Source organism: Salmonella sp. 32020114201800008SM (assembly GCF_017572025.1).
Lineage (GTDB): Bacteria > Pseudomonadota > Gammaproteobacteria > Enterobacterales > Enterobacteriaceae > Salmonella > Salmonella enterica.
The window spans coordinates 553,317-569,640 of sequence record NZ_JAGEQM010000002.1 but is presented as its reverse complement, the minus strand read 5'-3'; the positions used below and the strand labels follow the sequence as shown (position 1 = coordinate 569,640).

Here is a 16,324-nt window from a genome sequence, read left to right as displayed (position 1 = left end):
TTAACGTACCTTCAGCGTTGCCAGGCCAATCAGCACCAGCATCAGCGAAATAATCCAGAAGCGCACAATCACGCGCGGTTCCGGCCAGCCTTTCAGTTCATAGTGGTGATGGATAGGCGCCATACGGAAAATACGCTGTCCGCGTAGTTTAAAGGAGCCCACCTGCAGGATGACCGACAGAGTTTCCACCACAAAGACGCCGCCCATGATCACCAGCAGAAATTCCTGACGCAGCAGCACGGCGATAATGCCCAACGCACCGCCCAACGCCAGCGATCCGACATCGCCCATAAAAACCTGCGCCGGATAGGTGTTAAACCACAAGAATCCTAATCCCGCGCCGACAATCGCCGTACAGACAATCACCAGCTCGCCCGCATGGCGTAAATACGGAATATGCAGGTAATTGGCGAAGTTCATGTTCCCGGTCGCCCAGGCCACCAGCGCAAAGCCGGCGGCAACGAAAACAGTCGGCATGATCGCCAGGCCATCAAGCCCGTCGGTCAGGTTTACGGCGTTACCCGTACCGACGATAACAAAGTAGGACAGCAGAATGTAAAACAGCCCCAATTGCGGCATAACATCTTTAAAGAACGGCACCACCAGTTGGGTCGCGGGCGTGTCTTTCCCGACGAGATAAAGCGCAAAGGCCACGCCGAGCGCGATAACCGACATCCAGAAATATTTCCAGCGCGCAATCAGCCCTTTGGTATCTTTCCGCACCACTTTGCGGTAGTCATCGACAAAACCGATAATGCCGTAGCCAATCAATACCACCAGCACGCACCAGACGTACGGGTTAGACGGGTAAGCCCATAACAGAACGGAAATCACAATCGCCGTCAGGATCATGATGCCGCCCATCGTTGGCGTACCGCGTTTACTGAAGTGCGATTCCGGGCCATCGTTACGTACCACCTGGCCAAAAGAGAGTTTTTGCAGACGAGCGATCATACGCGGGCCCATCCATAAAGAGATGAACAGCGCGGTCAACAGGCTGACGATGGCGCGAAACGTCAGATAAGAAAAGACGTTAAAGCCGGAATAATATTTGACCAAATGCTCGGCCAGCCAAACTAACATGAACCTTTCTCCTGTAACGCATGAACCACATCTTCCATCGCGGCGCTGCGTGATCCTTTCACTAAAATAGTCATCATTGGTTGCTCCTGAAGCAGAGCGTGTAAACGCGCAATGAGCGCGGCTTTATCGGCAAAATGTTCGCCGACGCCGCTGGCGTGGCTGATAGCCTGACTGAGTTTTCCGGTGCTTAACACGCGATCAATACCCGCCGCTTTTGCGGCCTCGCCAACCTGGATGTGGCACGCTTCGCTTTCTGCGCCCAGCTCGGCCATATCGCCTACCACCAGCACGCGGTAGCCGGGCATTTCAGAAAGGACCTGCACTGCGGCGGTCATCGAACCGACGTTGGCGTTATAAGCGTCATCCAGTACCAGTTGGTTTTCACTTAGCTGAATCGGGAACAGACGCCCGGGTACGGCTTTTAACGCCGCCAGCCCTGCTTTAATCGCCGACAGCGTCGCCCCCACCGCCATTGATAAAGCAGCGGCCGCCAGCGCGTTGGCAATATTGTGCCGCCCCGGCAACGGCAGCAGCACATCAATGCTACCCATCGGCGTTTGCAGGGTAAATTCGGTACCGTGTGACGTCACGTGGATATTCGCAGCGGTAAAGTCGCTGTTTGCCGCATTCGGCGAAAAGCGCCACACCTGACGATCGCCAATAATGCTTTGCCAGTTCAGCCAGTCATTATTATCGGCATTCATAATCGCAATACCGTTCTCAGGCAAACCGGTATAGATTTCGCCTTTCGCTTTCGCCACGCCGGCCAACGAGCCGAAACCTTCCAGATGCGCCGCCGCCAGGTTATTGACCAGCGCCGCTTCCGGGCGCGTCAGGCTAACGGTCCAGGCGATTTCTCCCTGGTGATTAGCGCCTAACTCGATTACCGCATAGTCATAATCATGGTTTAAGCGCAGCAGCGTTATCGGCACGCCGATGTCGTTGTTAAAATTGCCTGCGGTATACAGAGTATTTCCGCACTGGCTAAGAATCGCGGCGGTCATCTCTTTGACCGAGGTTTTGCCGGACGAACCGGTTAACGCCACCACCCGCGCCGGTACCTGCATACGTACCCAGGCGGCCAGTTGGCCAAATGCCTGACGCGTGTCTTTTACAATCACCTGCGGAAGATCGATATCCAGAGGACGACTGACCAGCAGGGCGCCAGCGCCGTTCGCTTTTGCTTTATCAGCAAAATCATGCGCATCAAAGCGTTCCCCTTTCAGCGCCACGAACAGGCATCCCGGCGTCACTTTCCGTGTGTCGGTAATGACCGTATCGAGCGTGAGATCCGCCCCGCGGTGTTCGGCGCCAAGGACATCGGCAATTTTGCTGAGCGTTACGCTAATCATGCGATCACCCCCAGCAAACGCGCTGCGGTCACGCGGTCTGAATAATCAAGACGCTGCGTGCCGACAATCTGGTAGTCCTCGTGCCCTTTACCTGCAATCAGCACGACGTCATTGTCTTTTGCCTGCATAATGGCATTGGTTACCGCCTCAGCGCGGCCTTCCATTACCCTGACCTGCCCGGCGTCCAGCATTCCGGCCAGAATATCGTTGATAATGGCGCGCGGCTCCTCGGTACGCGGGTTATCGTCAGTCACCACGACGATATCCGCGAATTCTTCGGCAATGGCCCCCATGAGTGGGCGCTTACCTTTGTCACGATCCCCGCCACAGCCAAAGACGCACCACAATTTTCCGGCGCAGTGCAGGCGCGCCGCCTGCAACGCTTTTTCCAGCGCATCCGGCGTGTGCGCGTAATCCACCACCACCGTCGGTTTGCCTGGCGCAGTGAACACTTCCATACGCCCGCAAACTGGCTGCAAACGCGCGGCGGTTTTCAGCAAATCCGTTAACGGATAGCCCAGCGCCAGCAGCGTCGCCAATGCCAGCAGTAAGTTGCTGACGTTAAACGCGCCCATCAGGCGGCTTTCGATTTCGCCTTCACCCCAACTTGAAGCAAAACGAATCGTCGCTCCGCGGTCGTGGTACTCCACCGCCTCCGCTTTCAGCCAACGACCGTGACAGTTAGGGTTGATATGCCCTTCCATTGATACCGCGACCGCATCGGGTAGCGACGCCAGCCAGCGGCGTCCAACTTCATCATCGGCGTTGACGATTGCCTGACCGTGATGGTGGGTGGAATAAAGCATCCATTTTGCCGCCTCGTAATGCGCCATATCGCCATGATAGTCGAGATGGTCGCGGCTCAAATTAGTAAACACGGAGGCGGCAAATTTCAGCGCCGCCACGCGATGCTGCACCAGGCCGTGAGAAGAGACTTCCATCGCGCCGAAGGTCGCGCCCTGCGCAACCAGACTGGCCAGCACATGCTGAACATCCACTGCGGAACCGGTTGTGTTCTCCGTCGGGATCACTTTACCCAACAGTCCGTTACCTACCGTCCCCATCACTGCGCTGGTTTCGCCGAGCAACTGGCTCCACTGCGCCAGTAGTTGGGTGGTGGTGGTCTTGCCATTGGTGCCGGTCACCGCCACCAGACGCATGTTTTCAGATGGCTCATGGTAAAAGCGGCCCGCCAGCGCAGATAAACGCTCATTGAGCTGGCTGAGATAGACGACTGGTACGCCGTGCATTTCGCGAATCTCACCGTCGCTCGCCTCGTCTTTCGCCTCTGCAATAATGGCAGCTACGCCTTGCGCTATCGCCTGCGGGATATATCGACGCCCGTCCGCCTGATGACCCACCACTGCCACAAAGAGATCGCCCGCCGCAGCCACACGGCTGTCGAGCGTCATCTCTCGCAGTTCTCGCGCGGGTAGTCCAGCCACCCACGGAGCAAGAAGGTCGCGCAAATTACGATCTGCCACCTGTTCCCTCGCCTTGATTAATTACGAATTCATTTTTTTCGCCCGTTGCCAGCGCGTCCGGTTCGATGTTCATGGTGCGCAGAACGCCGCCCATGATGGCACCAAATACCGGCGCGGAAACGGCGCCGCCGTAGTATTTACCCGCCTGCGGATCGTTGATGACAACCACCAGCGCGAAGCGCGGCTGACTCGCAGGCGCGACGCCTGCGGTGTAAGCAATGTATTTGTTGATGTAGCGACCGTCCGGCCCCACTTTTTTCGCCGTACCGGTTTTAATCGCGATACGGTAGCCTTTAATCGCCGCCTTCACGCCGCCGCCGCCCGGCAGCGCCACGCTTTCCATCATATGCACCACGGTGCGTACGGTGGATTCAGGGAAGATGCGTTCGCCGGGTACAGGCGGATCAACTTTGGTAATCGACAGCGGGCGATAAATGCCATAGCTGCCGATCGTTGCATAGACTCGCGCTAATTGTAACGGCGTTACCATTAGCCCGTAGCCGAAAGAGAAGGTGGCCCTCTCTATGTCGGACCACCGTTGTTTTTGAGGATATAAGCCACTGCGTTCTCCGACCAACCCCAAATTGGTCGCCTTTCCTAGCCCAAAACGTGAGTAAGTATCTACTAACGCTGAGGACGGCATCGCTAACGCCAGCTTGGATACACCGACGTTACTCGACTTCTGTAGAACCCCGGTCAGGGTTAATTCGCTGTAGCGCGCCACGTCTTTAATTTCGTGGCCGTTAATTCGGTATGGAACGGTATTCAACACCGTATTTTCGTTGACTATACCGCGCTGAAGCGCAGTCATCACCACCATCGGCTTAACCGTAGAACCTGGTTCAAACACGTCGGTGATGGTACGGTTACGCATCGCGTCTTTCGGCGTACCGGCAAGGTTGTTGGGGTTATAGGAAGGGCTATTCGCCATCGCCAGTACTTCACCGGTATTGACATCGACCAGCACCGCGCTACCGGATTCCGCCTTGTTAAACGCCACCGCGTTGTTCAGTTCGCGGTAAACCAGCGCCTGTAAGCGTTCATCAATGCTTAACGCCAGGTTGTGCGCTGCCTGACTATCAGTGGAGGAGATATCTTCAATCACGCGGCCATAGCGGTCTTTACGCACGATTCGCTCGCCAGGCTGACCGGTAAGCCACTTATCAAAGCTCTTTTCAACGCCTTCAATCCCCTGACTGTCGACGTTGGTAAAACCGATGAGGTGAGCGGTTACTTCTCCTGACGGGTAGTAGCGGCGGGACTCTTCACGCAAATGAATGCCCGGCAGTTTGAGTTTTTTGATGTAGTCCGCCATGTCAGGATTTACCTGGCGCGCCAGATAAATAAAACGCCCTTTCGGGTTGGCGTTGATACGGGCGGAGAGCTGATCGAGTGGAATATTGAGCGCAGTAGAAAGCGCTTTCCAGCGATCGCCAACGCTGATGCCGCCGGCGTCATGAACTTCTTTCGGGTCGGCCCAGATCGCCTTAACCGGTACGCTGACCGCCAGTGGACGCCCGGAACGGTCGGTAATCATACCGCGTGAGGTGGAGACTTCCTGAACACGCAGCGAACGCATATCGCCCTGACGCACCAGCATATCCGGGGCGATAATCTGTAGCCACGCCGCGCGTCCAAGTAAAAAAACCAGCGCCAGTAAAATACAGCCGCACAGCAACGCAAAACGCCAACTGATGAAGTTGGTCTGTTCTTCCTGGCGTTTCGATTTTTGCGTTTTTGCCGCTGCTTTCATGCGTCGCGTTTATCCTTATTTTTGCACTACGATATTTTCTTGGGACGGATCAACATGCTGCATTTGCAGCTTTTCCGTTGCGATCCGCTCTACCCGGCTGTGATCGCCGAGCGCATTTTCTTCAAGGATCAGGTTGCGCCATTCAATGTCCAATGCATCGCGCTCCAGAACCAGTTGTTCACGCTGCGCGGTGAGTAAACGAGTATGGTGCGCCGTCGTGACCACCGTCACCGCCGTTAAAATGATGCAAATGAACAAGCAGAGTGGCAGCTTCCCGAACCGCAAAAGATCGTCACCGATCACGCCAGGCAAGGCATGGCGCTCGTTGCTTCCTATCGATCCCTTCACTTTGCTTAGGGCTTCTGTCACTCTGCTGATCATGCGTTCGTCCTCTCTGCGATACGCAGAACTGAACTACGGGCCCGAGGATTTTCAGCTACCTCTTTTTCACCCGGCATCAACTTGCCTAACGCTCGTAACTCACGACCGCCCAGTTTTTTGAGCTGCGCTTCCGTCATCGGTAATCCCGCCGGTACCTGCGGACCGCGGCTTTGCTCACGCATAAAGCGTTTCACAATACGGTCTTCCAGCGAGTGGAAACTGATGATTGAAAGCCGCCCGCCTGGGGCCAGTACGCTGAGCGAGCTTTTTAGCGCCTGCTCTATCTCCTCCAGTTCACTGTTTACCCAGATGCGCACCGCCTGGAAGGTACGGGTCGCGGGATGTTTGAATTTGTCTTTTACCGGGGTCGCCGCCGCAACCACTTCCGCCAGCTCTTTGGTGCGGGTCATCGGCTGTTCGCGATTGCGCTCAACAATGGCGCGAGCAATACGTTTGGCAAAACGCTCCTCGCCGAATGTTTTCAGCACCCAGGCGATATCCGCCTCCTCCGCCGTTTGTAACCACTCGGCGGCAGACTGGCCGCGCGTCGGGTCCATTCGCATATCCAGCGGACCGTCGCGCATAAATGAAAAACCGCGCTCCGCATCGTCAAGCTGCGGAGAAGAGACGCCAAGATCGAGAAGGATCCCGTCAATCTTGCCGGTAAGCTCGCGCTCGGCTACATAATCAGCCAGCGCGGAAAAAGGTCCATGAATGATGGAGAAGCGAGGATCATTAATGGTCTGCGCAACGGCGATCGCCTGCGGATCGCGATCGATCGCCAGCAAGCGCCCCTCTTCGCCCAGTTGCGAGAGGATCAGGCGCGAGTGGCCGCCGCGACCAAATGTGCCATCAATATAGATACCATCCGGACGAATATTCAGCCCATTAACAGCTTCATCCAACAGTACCGTAGTGTGTTTAAAATTTTCCATCATCTTATAGAGACAAGTCCTGCAGCCGCTCCGATAACGTTTCGGTAGCTGACTGTTCAGCGTCGATATCTTCCTTGACCTGTTGATACCAGGTCGTTTCATCCCACAGCTCAAATTTGTTGAACTGTCCAACCAGCATCACTTCTTTCGTCAGTCCGGCATGTTGCCGCAGAACTGGCGCGATCAGTAATCGACCTGCACCATCCATCTGACATTCGCTGGCATGGCCCAACAGTAAACGCTGTACGCGACGTTCTACCGGGTTCATGCTCGACAGACGAGATAACTTTTGCTCAATAATTTCCCATTCAGGCAGGGGGTAAAGCAGCAGGCATGGGTGATGGATGTCAATGGTACATACCATTTGACCGGTAGCGCTCTCGATCAGTTGCTCCCGATAACGGGTCGGCACGGTCAGGCGCCCTTTACTGTCGAGATTGACTAACGTTGCCCCCCGGAACATGCCAGTCTCACCCCTTCTTACCACTTTATCCCACAAATTCCCACTCGAAGGAGTTTACGGAGCGGAGGAAAAGCTTGTCAAGCAAGTCACAACGCTTACCTAAGTAAAAAAGCCAATGTTTACGGCGAATATCTGCGTTGATTAATTTCCGCCCAGCGTGCAAGCCAAATTAACGTTATGAATATTTGTAAGAAAAAAACCAAAGGCCCACCGCCGTTTAAAACGGACTCAATATAATCCGAGAAAAATATAAAGTGTCAGTTTGCGACGCGAGCGGCATTTTAGGACATATTGCACCGTGTTAACAGTGCCTGTTTAACGTGTGCGGTGCCTGCTATACCAGCGCCTACGAGCGACTGTCGCGCCAAAGACAAAAAGTGGCTGTTAATTCGACGATTTCTTGCCTGCTTGTAACAAAACAATACAAAGGAAAAGACTCGTTACGTCTTAATTAGTGGAATGTGGACGATTTCGGACAAAAGAAAGGTAATAAAAAAGAATTTTCGGATAATTTTAAGGAATAATCTTAATTATTTAAGGGATATTTTTACTGATACGCATTTGTTTGACGGCGGCAGAAGAGAGAGTCTTTTACCGCCGGTCCTTTAGCTACGGCTCAGAATGCCGCGACGATACAGGTTTCGCCGAATACGCGTTAAGCCGGGTTTCGGTTTACGCGGTTCATCAAGACTTGCCAGCACAATCTCCAGCACGCGTTCCGCGACATCACGATGACGCTGCGCCACCGCCAGCACCGGGCATTGCAGAAAATCCAGCAGCTCATGATCGCCGAAGGTCGCAATCGCCAAATCCGAGGGCAGTTTTCCATCGCGCCGCAGCGTTACGTCCATCACGCCCTGTAATAGCGCGAACGATGTCGTAAAGAGCGCCTGCGGCATAGGATGCGTTTCCAGCCATTTCTCAAACAACTGCGCGGCGGCTTCGCGCTCATAGCTGTTGGCATATAAGAAATTCACCTCCCGCGGATCGTCTTTCCATGCGGTGCGGAAACCCTGCTCGCGCAGGAAACTGACGGACAACTCCGGCAGCGCGCCCAAATAAAGCACCGTTTCTGCCGGGAATTTACGCAGCTCTTCCGCCAACATCTCGGCATCATCCTGATCGGCGCCGACCACGCTGGTGAAATGTTCGCGATCCAGCGCGCGGTCGAGCGCGACGATGGGGAACGGATCGTTGGCCCAGCGCTGATAGAAGGGATGCTCCGGCGGTAACGAAGTTGAAACAATGATTGCATCCACCTGGCGTTGCAAAAGGTGCTCAATGCAGCGCATTTCGTTATCCGGCTGATCTTCAGAACAGGCGATCAGCAGTTGGTAGCCACGCTGGCGTGCCTGGCGCTCAAGATAGTTTGCGATACGGGTGTAGCTCGTGTTTTCAAGGTCCGGGATCACCAGACCAATGGAACGTGTGCGTCCAGCACGCAGCCCGGCAGCCACAGCGTTAGGATGGTAATTGTGCTCACGCACTACCGCCATGACTTTTTCTACGGTTTTGTCGCTCACGCGGTATTGCTTTGCTTTACCGTTTATAACGTAGCTTGCAGTTGTGCGCGAGACACCGGCCAGCCGAGCGATTTCATCCAGTTTCACAATTGCCCCTTGTGTAAATTGTACAAACCATAACCTTTATGTCGGCATGGGTTAAAATCGTTAACATCTAAGCGCAGTTTGATCACTCCGGCAACCGCTTTTATTCCGGGTTACCACGGATTTCGCAAAAAAAAGCCCAACCGGTGATATTGGGTTGGGCGATAATTCCTGTTGGCTGATATCCGGCAAACCTGCCTGATGGCGCTACGCTTATCGGACCTGGGCCAGATATCAGCCTGTAGACCGGATAAAACGCAAGCGCGTCGTCATCCGGCGAATCAGCTCAGCGCATAATCTTATCGCCGCGCGAAAGCCCGACGACGCCTGAACGCGCCACTTCAACAATTTTCGCCACGTCGCGCAGCGAGGCCAGAAAAGCATCCAGTTTATCGCTGGTGCCCGCCAGTTGAACGGTATACAACGTTGGCGTAACGTCAATAATCTGACCACGGAAAATTTCCGTATTACGCTTCACCTCTTCCCGTCCGTAGCCGCTGGCCTGGATTTTCACCAGCATGATTTCCCGCTCAACGTGCGCTCCCTGTCCCAGCTCGCTGACGCGCAGCACATCAACCAGCTTGTGCAGTTGCTTTTCAATTTGCTCAAGCACTTTTTCATCGCCTACCGTCTGGATAGTCATGCGCGACAACGTCGGATCGTCTGTCGGCGCGACGGTCAGGCTTTCAATATTATATCCGCGTTGCGAAAAGAGGCCGATAACCCGCGATAACGCCCCAGATTCGTTTTCCAGTAATACCGATAAAATCCGGCGCATCATCAGGTCCTCTCCGTTTTGCTTAACCACATTTCGTCCATCCCGCCCCCGCGAATCTGCATCGGATAGACATGCTCGCTGCCATCAACGGTGACATCGACGAACACCAGTCGGTTATTACGCACATGCTCAAGGGCTTCGCTGAGTTTACTTTCCAGCTCATCCGGGTGGTTAATCTGCAGCCCGACATGGCCATATGCTTCCGCCAGGCGCACAAAATCCGGTAACGACTGCATATAAGACTGAGAATGGCGACCGGAATAGATCATATCCTGCCACTGTTTTACCATCCCCAGATAACGGTTGTTCAGGTTCAAAACCAGTACCGGCAGTTCATACTGTAAGGCTGTCGACAGCTCCTGAATGTTCATCTGTATACTGCCATCGCCGGTCACGCAGACCACCATTTCTTTCGGCAGGGCCATTTTAACGCCCAATGCAGCCGGTAGGCCAAAACCCATCGTGCCGAGCCCGCCGGAATTAATCCAGCGACGTGGCTTATCGAACGGGTAATAGAGAGCGGCAAACATCTGGTGTTGTCCTACATCGGACGTCACGTACGCATCGCCCTTCGTCAGACGCCAGAGGGTTTCAATCACCGCCTGGGGTTTAATGCTTTCGCTTTCCGCGTCATATTTCAGGCACTGACGGGCGCGCCAGCTCTCTATCTGCTGCCACCAGTCGCGAATATCATCCTGCGGCTGAGACGGCGCATCCTGCGCCAGTAGCTCCAGCATTTGTTCCAGTACCAGGCGGGCATCGCCCACCACCGGGATATCAGCGTTAACCGTTTTGGATATGGACGTCGGGTCAATGTCGATGTGTAATACCGTCGCGTTCGGACAATATTTAGCGAGATTATTCGTCGTGCGGTCGTCAAATCGTACGCCAACAGCGAAAATCACGTCGGCGTTATGCATGGTCATATTGGCTTCATAAGTGCCATGCATTCCCAGCATTCCTAACGACTGGCGATGAGTAGCAGGAAACGCGCCCAGTCCCATTAATGAAGAGACCACCGGCAGGTTAAAGGTTTCAATGATGTGGCGCAACGGCGCATAGCAGGCCGCGCTTATCGCCCCTCCCCCAACGTAGACCACCGGTTTTTTTGCCGACGCCAGCGTTTGCAAGGCACGCTTAATTTGTCCTTTATGTCCTGATGTTGTGGGATTGTAAGAGCGCATACTGACCGTTTCCGGCCAGGCATACGGCATTTTTTTCGCCGGATTCAAAATATCTTTCGGCAGATCCACGACCACCGGCCCAGGACGTCCGCTTGCCGCCAGCCAGAAGGCCTTTTTAAGCACCTGGGGAATATCTTCCGTCTGTTTGACCAGGAAGCTATGTTTGACCACCGGTCGGGAAATCCCCACCATGTCGCACTCCTGAAAGGCATCATAGCCAATCAATGAGGTGGCGACCTGGCCGGAAAGAATCACCAGCGGAATGGAATCCATATAGGCCGTAGCAATCCCGGTAATCGCATTGGTCGCTCCCGGTCCGGAAGTCACCAGCACCACGCCAACGTCGCCAGTGGCTCGCGCCAGGCCATCCGCCATATGCACCGCGGCCTGCTCATGACGCACCAGCACATGATCGATCCCTCCAACGGTATGTAGCGCATCATAAATATCAAGCACTGCGCCTCCAGGATAGCCGAACACCTGCTTTACGCCTTGATCGATAAGCGATCGGACGACCATCTCGGCTCCAGACAACATCTCCACGGCTTGCCTCCACTTTATACCTGTCATCACGGTTTGACGGACACCTTAACCGCTCGCTATCACGCCTGGCAATTGGGTGGAATGACGTAAAGATGGGAAAGGTTAGAATAATCAGGAGGCAAGAAGAGAAGAAATGGAGAAATACTCCGTCTGAATCACACCAGGTAATAAATAATCGCTTATAAATGCAGACTTACAGCAATTCATCTATTTTTCACAACGACGAAAAGCATCGCTCACCGTTAATTCAGCATAAAATTTTTTATATACGCTAAAAAGCAGAATAAACCAGAATTTGTTTCTGATTTATTCTGCCCGGTTTTATCGCTTACAAACAGAAACTAATAAATCTTCCATCCATTGGTGCCCTTTATCACGCCCAGCCGCTTCATGCCAGGAAAGGTAGCATGTCCGGCTATTCAGTTTTAAAGGCAACGGCAATATTTGCAGATCCAGCGATTCCGCAAACTCTTCCGCCAGCCAGCGCGGGGCAATAGCGACCAAATGCGTCTGCGAAACCACGTTCAGAACGCTGATAAGCGCCATGCCCTGATAAGCCACGCTCGACTGTTTATCCGGCGTGTCATACCACGGCTGACTAAATGACGCATAACGATCGAGAGAAACAACCGCATGTTGTTCATTATAAACATCGCCTTCCAGTAGCGGGCCGCTAATACGCGGGTGTTTTCGGCTGGCGACTAAAACCATTTCATCTTTAAATAGCGGTACGCTGGTAAACTCAGGACGACGGAATTCTTCATAACTAATAACGAACTCGGTTTCCTGATAGCGTAACTGATGCTCAGTATTCTGATTCAACGACGCTTTAAAAACGACATGAATATTTGGCGCAATTTTTTCTACACGATTATAAATCTGTGACGTAAGGATATTATCCAGCGGACTGCACACGCAAAGATTGAATACACGTTCGCTGCTGGTCGGCTCAAACCCCGATCCCGGCAATTCATTTTGCACCAATTGCAACGCCTGACGGACTGAACCAAATAACTGAAATGCACGGGCAGTCGGCTGAATTCCTCGTCCATATCGAACAAAAAGTTCGTCATTAAACATAACCTTCAGACGCGCTACGGCGTTACTGACCGCAGGCTGCGACATTCCCAGCGTGTGGGCGGCGCGCGTAATATTCTGCTCTTGCATTACCGCATCGAACACAGTCAATAGGTTCAAATCAACCATGCGAAGCTGTGGTTTGCCCATATCTAAAAGATGCGGCTTTTCGGTTTTGACCTCTGGCATATTTAACTCCACTGTCACGCTTAACTCCCTTTTTCTGGCTGAAGGCAGAAATAATTCCTGAAAATATGATTTACCATGCATATAAAATAAGAAAAAGGGAAAGCGTTAAAATTCGGAAAACATAAAGACGCTGACAGAGACAAATAGAATGCCAGCGCAAGCGTAATGTGTCCTGAGTCACACCATTGCGATTCATAATGTTTAAATTACGCAAGCAATATAACCATAACTATGGCGAATACACAATCATACACCAAGTGAATGATCATTTAAGTTTCAATTAAATGTTTATATTATTAATAGCTAAAAAGTTAACATTAATTTATCAATAACTTTATCCTTATCCATTAAGTAAACAAGGTTATTTGTTAAAATATAAAACAAATCAAAAAGATAAACCAAACCTTTAGCATACCTTTAACAGGCCATTCCCCTAACCAATTTGCAAACAAAAATGCCTAAATATTTCAAACAATGAAAAGTATGAATGTCCACTCGTTCTTTTATCCTTTATTGGACGCGCAGCCCAGCACAATTAGCTAAAGTACGTATCCGGATATCGTCAACAAAATGCAATGGCGACAGAAAATAGAGTTGACATTAAACGGCATATCCAGTACCACTAAAAGCATAACGCATTCGCTGGAGCTGAATTAATGTCACATATCGTTCGTTTCACTGGGCTACTACTACTCAACGCATTTATTGTGCGCGGTAGACCGGTGGGCGGCATTCAACATTAAGTCAGCTCGAAGTCAAACAAAACCCGCGCCGTTGCGCGGGTTTTTTTATGCCTGACGCAAGGCGCCCCTGGAGACAAGGACCACATCATGAGCCAGCAAGTCATTATTTTTGATACGACCTTACGCGACGGCGAACAAGCGTTACAGGCCAGCCTGAGCGCGAAAGAGAAGCTGCAGATTGCCCTGGCCCTTGAGCGCATGGGTGTTGATGTCATGGAAGTAGGCTTCCCGGTCTCTTCTCCGGGTGATTTTGAATCCGTCCAAACCATCGCCCGCACCATTAAAAACAGCCGCGTTTGCGCCCTGGCGCGTTGTGTAGAAAAAGACATCGACGTCGCGGCACAGGCGCTGAAGGTCGCCGACGCGTTTCGCATCCATACTTTTATCGCCACCTCGCCAATGCACATCGCCACCAAGCTGCGCAGCACGCTGGATGAGGTCATCGAACGCGCGGTATACATGGTTAAGCGGGCGCGTAATTACACTGATGACGTGGAATTCTCCTGCGAAGATGCTGGCCGGACGCCTGTTGACGATCTGGCGCGCGTGGTGGAAGCCGCTATAAACGCCGGCGCGAGAACCATTAATATTCCCGATACCGTGGGCTATACCATGCCGTTTGAGTTCGCGGGAATCATTTCCGGCCTGTATGAACGTGTCCCCAATATCGACAAGGCTATCATCTCCGTTCATACCCACGACGATTTAGGGATAGCAGTAGGCAACTCGCTGGCGGCAGTATATGCGGGCGCGCGTCAGGTTGAAGGCGCGATGAACGGTATCGGAGAACGTGCCGGTAACTGCGCACTGGAAGAAGTGATCATGGCGATTAAAGTGCGCAAAGACATCATGAACGTACACACCAACATCAATCACCACGAAATCTGGCGCACCAGCCAGACCGTCAGCCAGATCTGTAACATGCCGATCCCGGCCAACAAAGCGATTGTCGGCAGCGGCGCTTTTGCCCACTCTTCCGGCATCCACCAGGATGGCGTCCTCAAGAACCGCGAAAACTATGAAATCATGACGCCAGAGTCCATCGGTCTGAACCAGATACAGCTGAACCTGACCTCCCGCTCTGGCCGTGCCGCCGTGAAACATCGCATGGAAGAGATGGGTTACAAGGACACAGACTACAACATGGACCACCTGTACGACGCGTTCCTGAAGCTGGCGGACAAAAAAGGCCAGGTGTTCGACTATGACCTGGAAGCGCTGGCGTTTATTAATAAACAGCAAGAAGAACCAGAGCATTTCCGTCTGGATTACTTCAGCGTGCAGTCCGGCTCCAGCGATATCGCCACCGCTTCCGTGAAGCTGGCCTGTGGTGAAGAGATCAAGGCCGAGGCGGCGAACGGCAACGGCCCGGTCGACGCCATCTATCAGGCGATTAACCGCATCACTGGCTACGACGTTGAGTTGGTTAAATACGACCTGAATGCCAAAGGCCAGGGCAAAGATGCGCTGGGTCAGGTCGATATCGTCGTGAACCATCATGGTCGCCGCTTCCACGGCGTCGGGCTGGCGACGGATATCGTCGAATCCTCCGCCAAAGCGATGGTGCACGTACTGAACAATATCTGGCGCGCCGCCGAAGTTGAAAAAGAATTGCAACGCAAAGCTCAAAATAAAGAGAACAACAAGGAAACCGTGTAATGTCGAAGAACTATCATATTGCCGTACTGCCGGGCGACGGTATCGGCCCGGAAGTCATGGCGCAAGCCCTGAAAGTTATGGATGCGGTACGCAGCCGTTTTGATATGCGTATCACCACCAGCCGCTATGACGTCGGCGGTATTGCTATCGACAATCATGGCCATCCACTGCCGAAAGCCACCGTTGAAGGGTGTGAGCAGGCGGATGCCGTTCTGTTTGGCTCCGTCGGCGGCCCGAAATGGGAAAATTTGCCCCCGGAAAGCCAGCCAGAGCGCGGCGCCCTGCTGCCGCTGCGCAAGCATTTCAAGTTATTCAGTAACCTGCGTCCGGCGAAACTGTATCAGGGACTGGAAGCATTTTGCCCGTTGCGCGCCGATATCGCCGCTAACGGTTTCGATATCCTGTGCGTGCGCGAGCTGACCGGCGGGATCTATTTCGGTCAGCCAAAAGGCCGCGAAGGCAGCGGTCAGTACGAAAAAGCCTTTGATACCGAAGTTTATCACCGCTTTGAGATCGAGCGCATTGCCCGTATCGCCTTTGAATCGGCGCGTAAACGCCGCCGTAAAGTCACCTCTATAGATAAAGCCAACGTACTGCAAAGCTCTATCCTGTGGCGTGAGATCGTCAATGATGTCGCGAAAACGTATCCCGATGTGGAACTCGCGCACATGTATATCGATAACGCCACCATGCAGTTGATTAAAGACCCGTCGCAGTTTGACGTCCTGCTGTGCTCTAACCTGTTCGGCGACATTCTGTCCGACGAATGCGCCATGATCACCGGCTCAATGGGGATGTTGCCCTCCGCCAGCCTGAACGAGCAAGGGTTTGGCCTGTATGAACCGGCTGGCGGCTCCGCGCCGGATATCGCCGGGAAAAATATCGCCAACCCAATTGCGCAGATCCTGTCGCTGGCGCTGCTGCTGCGCTACAGCCTGGATGCCAACGATGCGGCAACGGCCATTGAACAGGCGATCAATCGCGCATTAGAAGAGGGCGTTCGCACCGGCGATTTAGCCAGGGGCGCTGTCGCAGTCAGTACCGATGAGATGGGCGATATTATCGCCCGCTATGTCGCAGAAGGGGTGTAATC

14 protein-coding genes are annotated in these 16,324 nt (G+C 53.2%); 3 read left to right on the top strand and 11 right to left on the bottom strand.

Features of this window, described 5'->3' with window-relative positions; genetic code table 11:
- The 11 genes from mraY to leuO form a co-directional block, all read right to left on the bottom strand.
- Entirely contained in the window at positions 1-1,083 is a 1,083-nt protein-coding gene (mraY, locus tag J4613_RS08710) for a phospho-N-acetylmuramoyl-pentapeptide-transferase (protein WP_000964138.1), read from the bottom strand.
- Positions 1,077-2,435, bottom strand: coding sequence for a UDP-N-acetylmuramoyl-tripeptide--D-alanyl-D-alanine ligase (murF, locus tag J4613_RS08705; protein ID WP_023209234.1), 1,359 nt, complete (start codon positions 2,433-2,435; stop codon positions 1,077-1,079). The genes mraY and murF overlap by 7 nt, the downstream gene beginning before the upstream one ends.
- A complete protein-coding gene (murE, locus tag J4613_RS08700) occupies positions 2,432-3,919 on the bottom strand; it encodes a UDP-N-acetylmuramoyl-L-alanyl-D-glutamate--2,6-diaminopimelate ligase (RefSeq protein WP_000775073.1) in 1,488 nt (495 codons plus the stop codon). Before murE ends, murF begins: the two co-directional genes overlap by 4 nt.
- Entirely contained in the window at positions 3,906-5,672 is a 1,767-nt protein-coding gene (gene ftsI, locus J4613_RS08695; protein ID WP_000642235.1) for a peptidoglycan glycosyltransferase FtsI, read from the bottom strand. The genes murE and ftsI overlap by 14 nt, the downstream gene beginning before the upstream one ends.
- Positions 5,673-5,687: 15 nt before the next feature.
- Positions 5,688-6,053 carry a cell division protein FtsL gene (gene ftsL, locus J4613_RS08690; RefSeq protein ID WP_000625651.1) on the bottom strand — a complete coding sequence of 122 codons (366 nt, stop codon included), beginning with the start codon at positions 6,051-6,053 and terminating at the stop codon, positions 5,688-5,690.
- Positions 6,050-6,991, bottom strand: a complete 942-nt coding sequence (rsmH, locus tag J4613_RS08685; RefSeq protein ID WP_000970444.1) for a 16S rRNA (cytosine(1402)-N(4))-methyltransferase RsmH — start codon at positions 6,989-6,991, stop codon at positions 6,050-6,052. Before rsmH ends, ftsL begins: the two co-directional genes overlap by 4 nt.
- Before the next feature lies 1 nt (position 6,992).
- The gene (mraZ, locus tag J4613_RS08680; protein WP_000488294.1) at positions 6,993-7,451 is read right to left on the bottom strand and encodes a division/cell wall cluster transcriptional repressor MraZ; all 459 of its coding nucleotides are present in this window, start codon (positions 7,449-7,451) and stop codon (positions 6,993-6,995) included.
- Positions 7,452-8,056: 605 nt separating this feature from the next.
- Entirely contained in the window at positions 8,057-9,061 is a 1,005-nt protein-coding gene (cra, locus tag J4613_RS08675; protein WP_000762406.1) for a catabolite repressor/activator, read from the bottom strand.
- Positions 9,062-9,344: 283 nt separating this feature from the next.
- A complete protein-coding gene (ilvN, locus tag J4613_RS08670; RefSeq protein WP_001563086.1) occupies positions 9,345-9,836 on the bottom strand; it encodes an acetolactate synthase small subunit in 492 nt (163 codons plus the stop codon).
- Positions 9,837-9,838: 2 nt separating this feature from the next.
- A complete protein-coding gene (gene ilvI / locus J4613_RS08665; protein ID WP_000425613.1) occupies positions 9,839-11,563 on the bottom strand; it encodes an acetolactate synthase 3 large subunit in 1,725 nt (574 codons plus the stop codon).
- Between the two features lie 321 nt (positions 11,564-11,884).
- The gene (gene leuO / locus J4613_RS08660) at positions 11,885-12,829 is read right to left on the bottom strand and encodes a transcriptional regulator LeuO (RefSeq protein WP_001115420.1); all 945 of its coding nucleotides are present in this window, start codon (positions 12,827-12,829) and stop codon (positions 11,885-11,887) included.
- A gap of 656 nt (positions 12,830-13,485) precedes the next feature.
- Here leuO and leuL point away from each other — a divergent pair.
- From leuL to leuB, 3 genes are all read left to right on the top strand, one after another.
- Positions 13,486-13,572, top strand: a complete 87-nt coding sequence (gene leuL, locus J4613_RS08655) for a leu operon leader peptide (protein WP_001575587.1) — start codon at positions 13,486-13,488, stop codon at positions 13,570-13,572.
- Between the two features lie 87 nt (positions 13,573-13,659).
- A complete protein-coding gene (gene leuA / locus J4613_RS08650) occupies positions 13,660-15,231 on the top strand; it encodes a 2-isopropylmalate synthase (protein WP_001523208.1) in 1,572 nt (523 codons plus the stop codon).
- Positions 15,231-16,322 (top strand): 3-isopropylmalate dehydrogenase, encoded by a 1,092-nt coding sequence (gene leuB, locus J4613_RS08645; RefSeq protein ID WP_080193513.1) that lies wholly within the window; start codon positions 15,231-15,233, stop codon positions 16,320-16,322. Before leuA ends, leuB begins: the two co-directional genes overlap by 1 nt.
- Positions 16,323-16,324 lie beyond the last annotated feature (2 nt).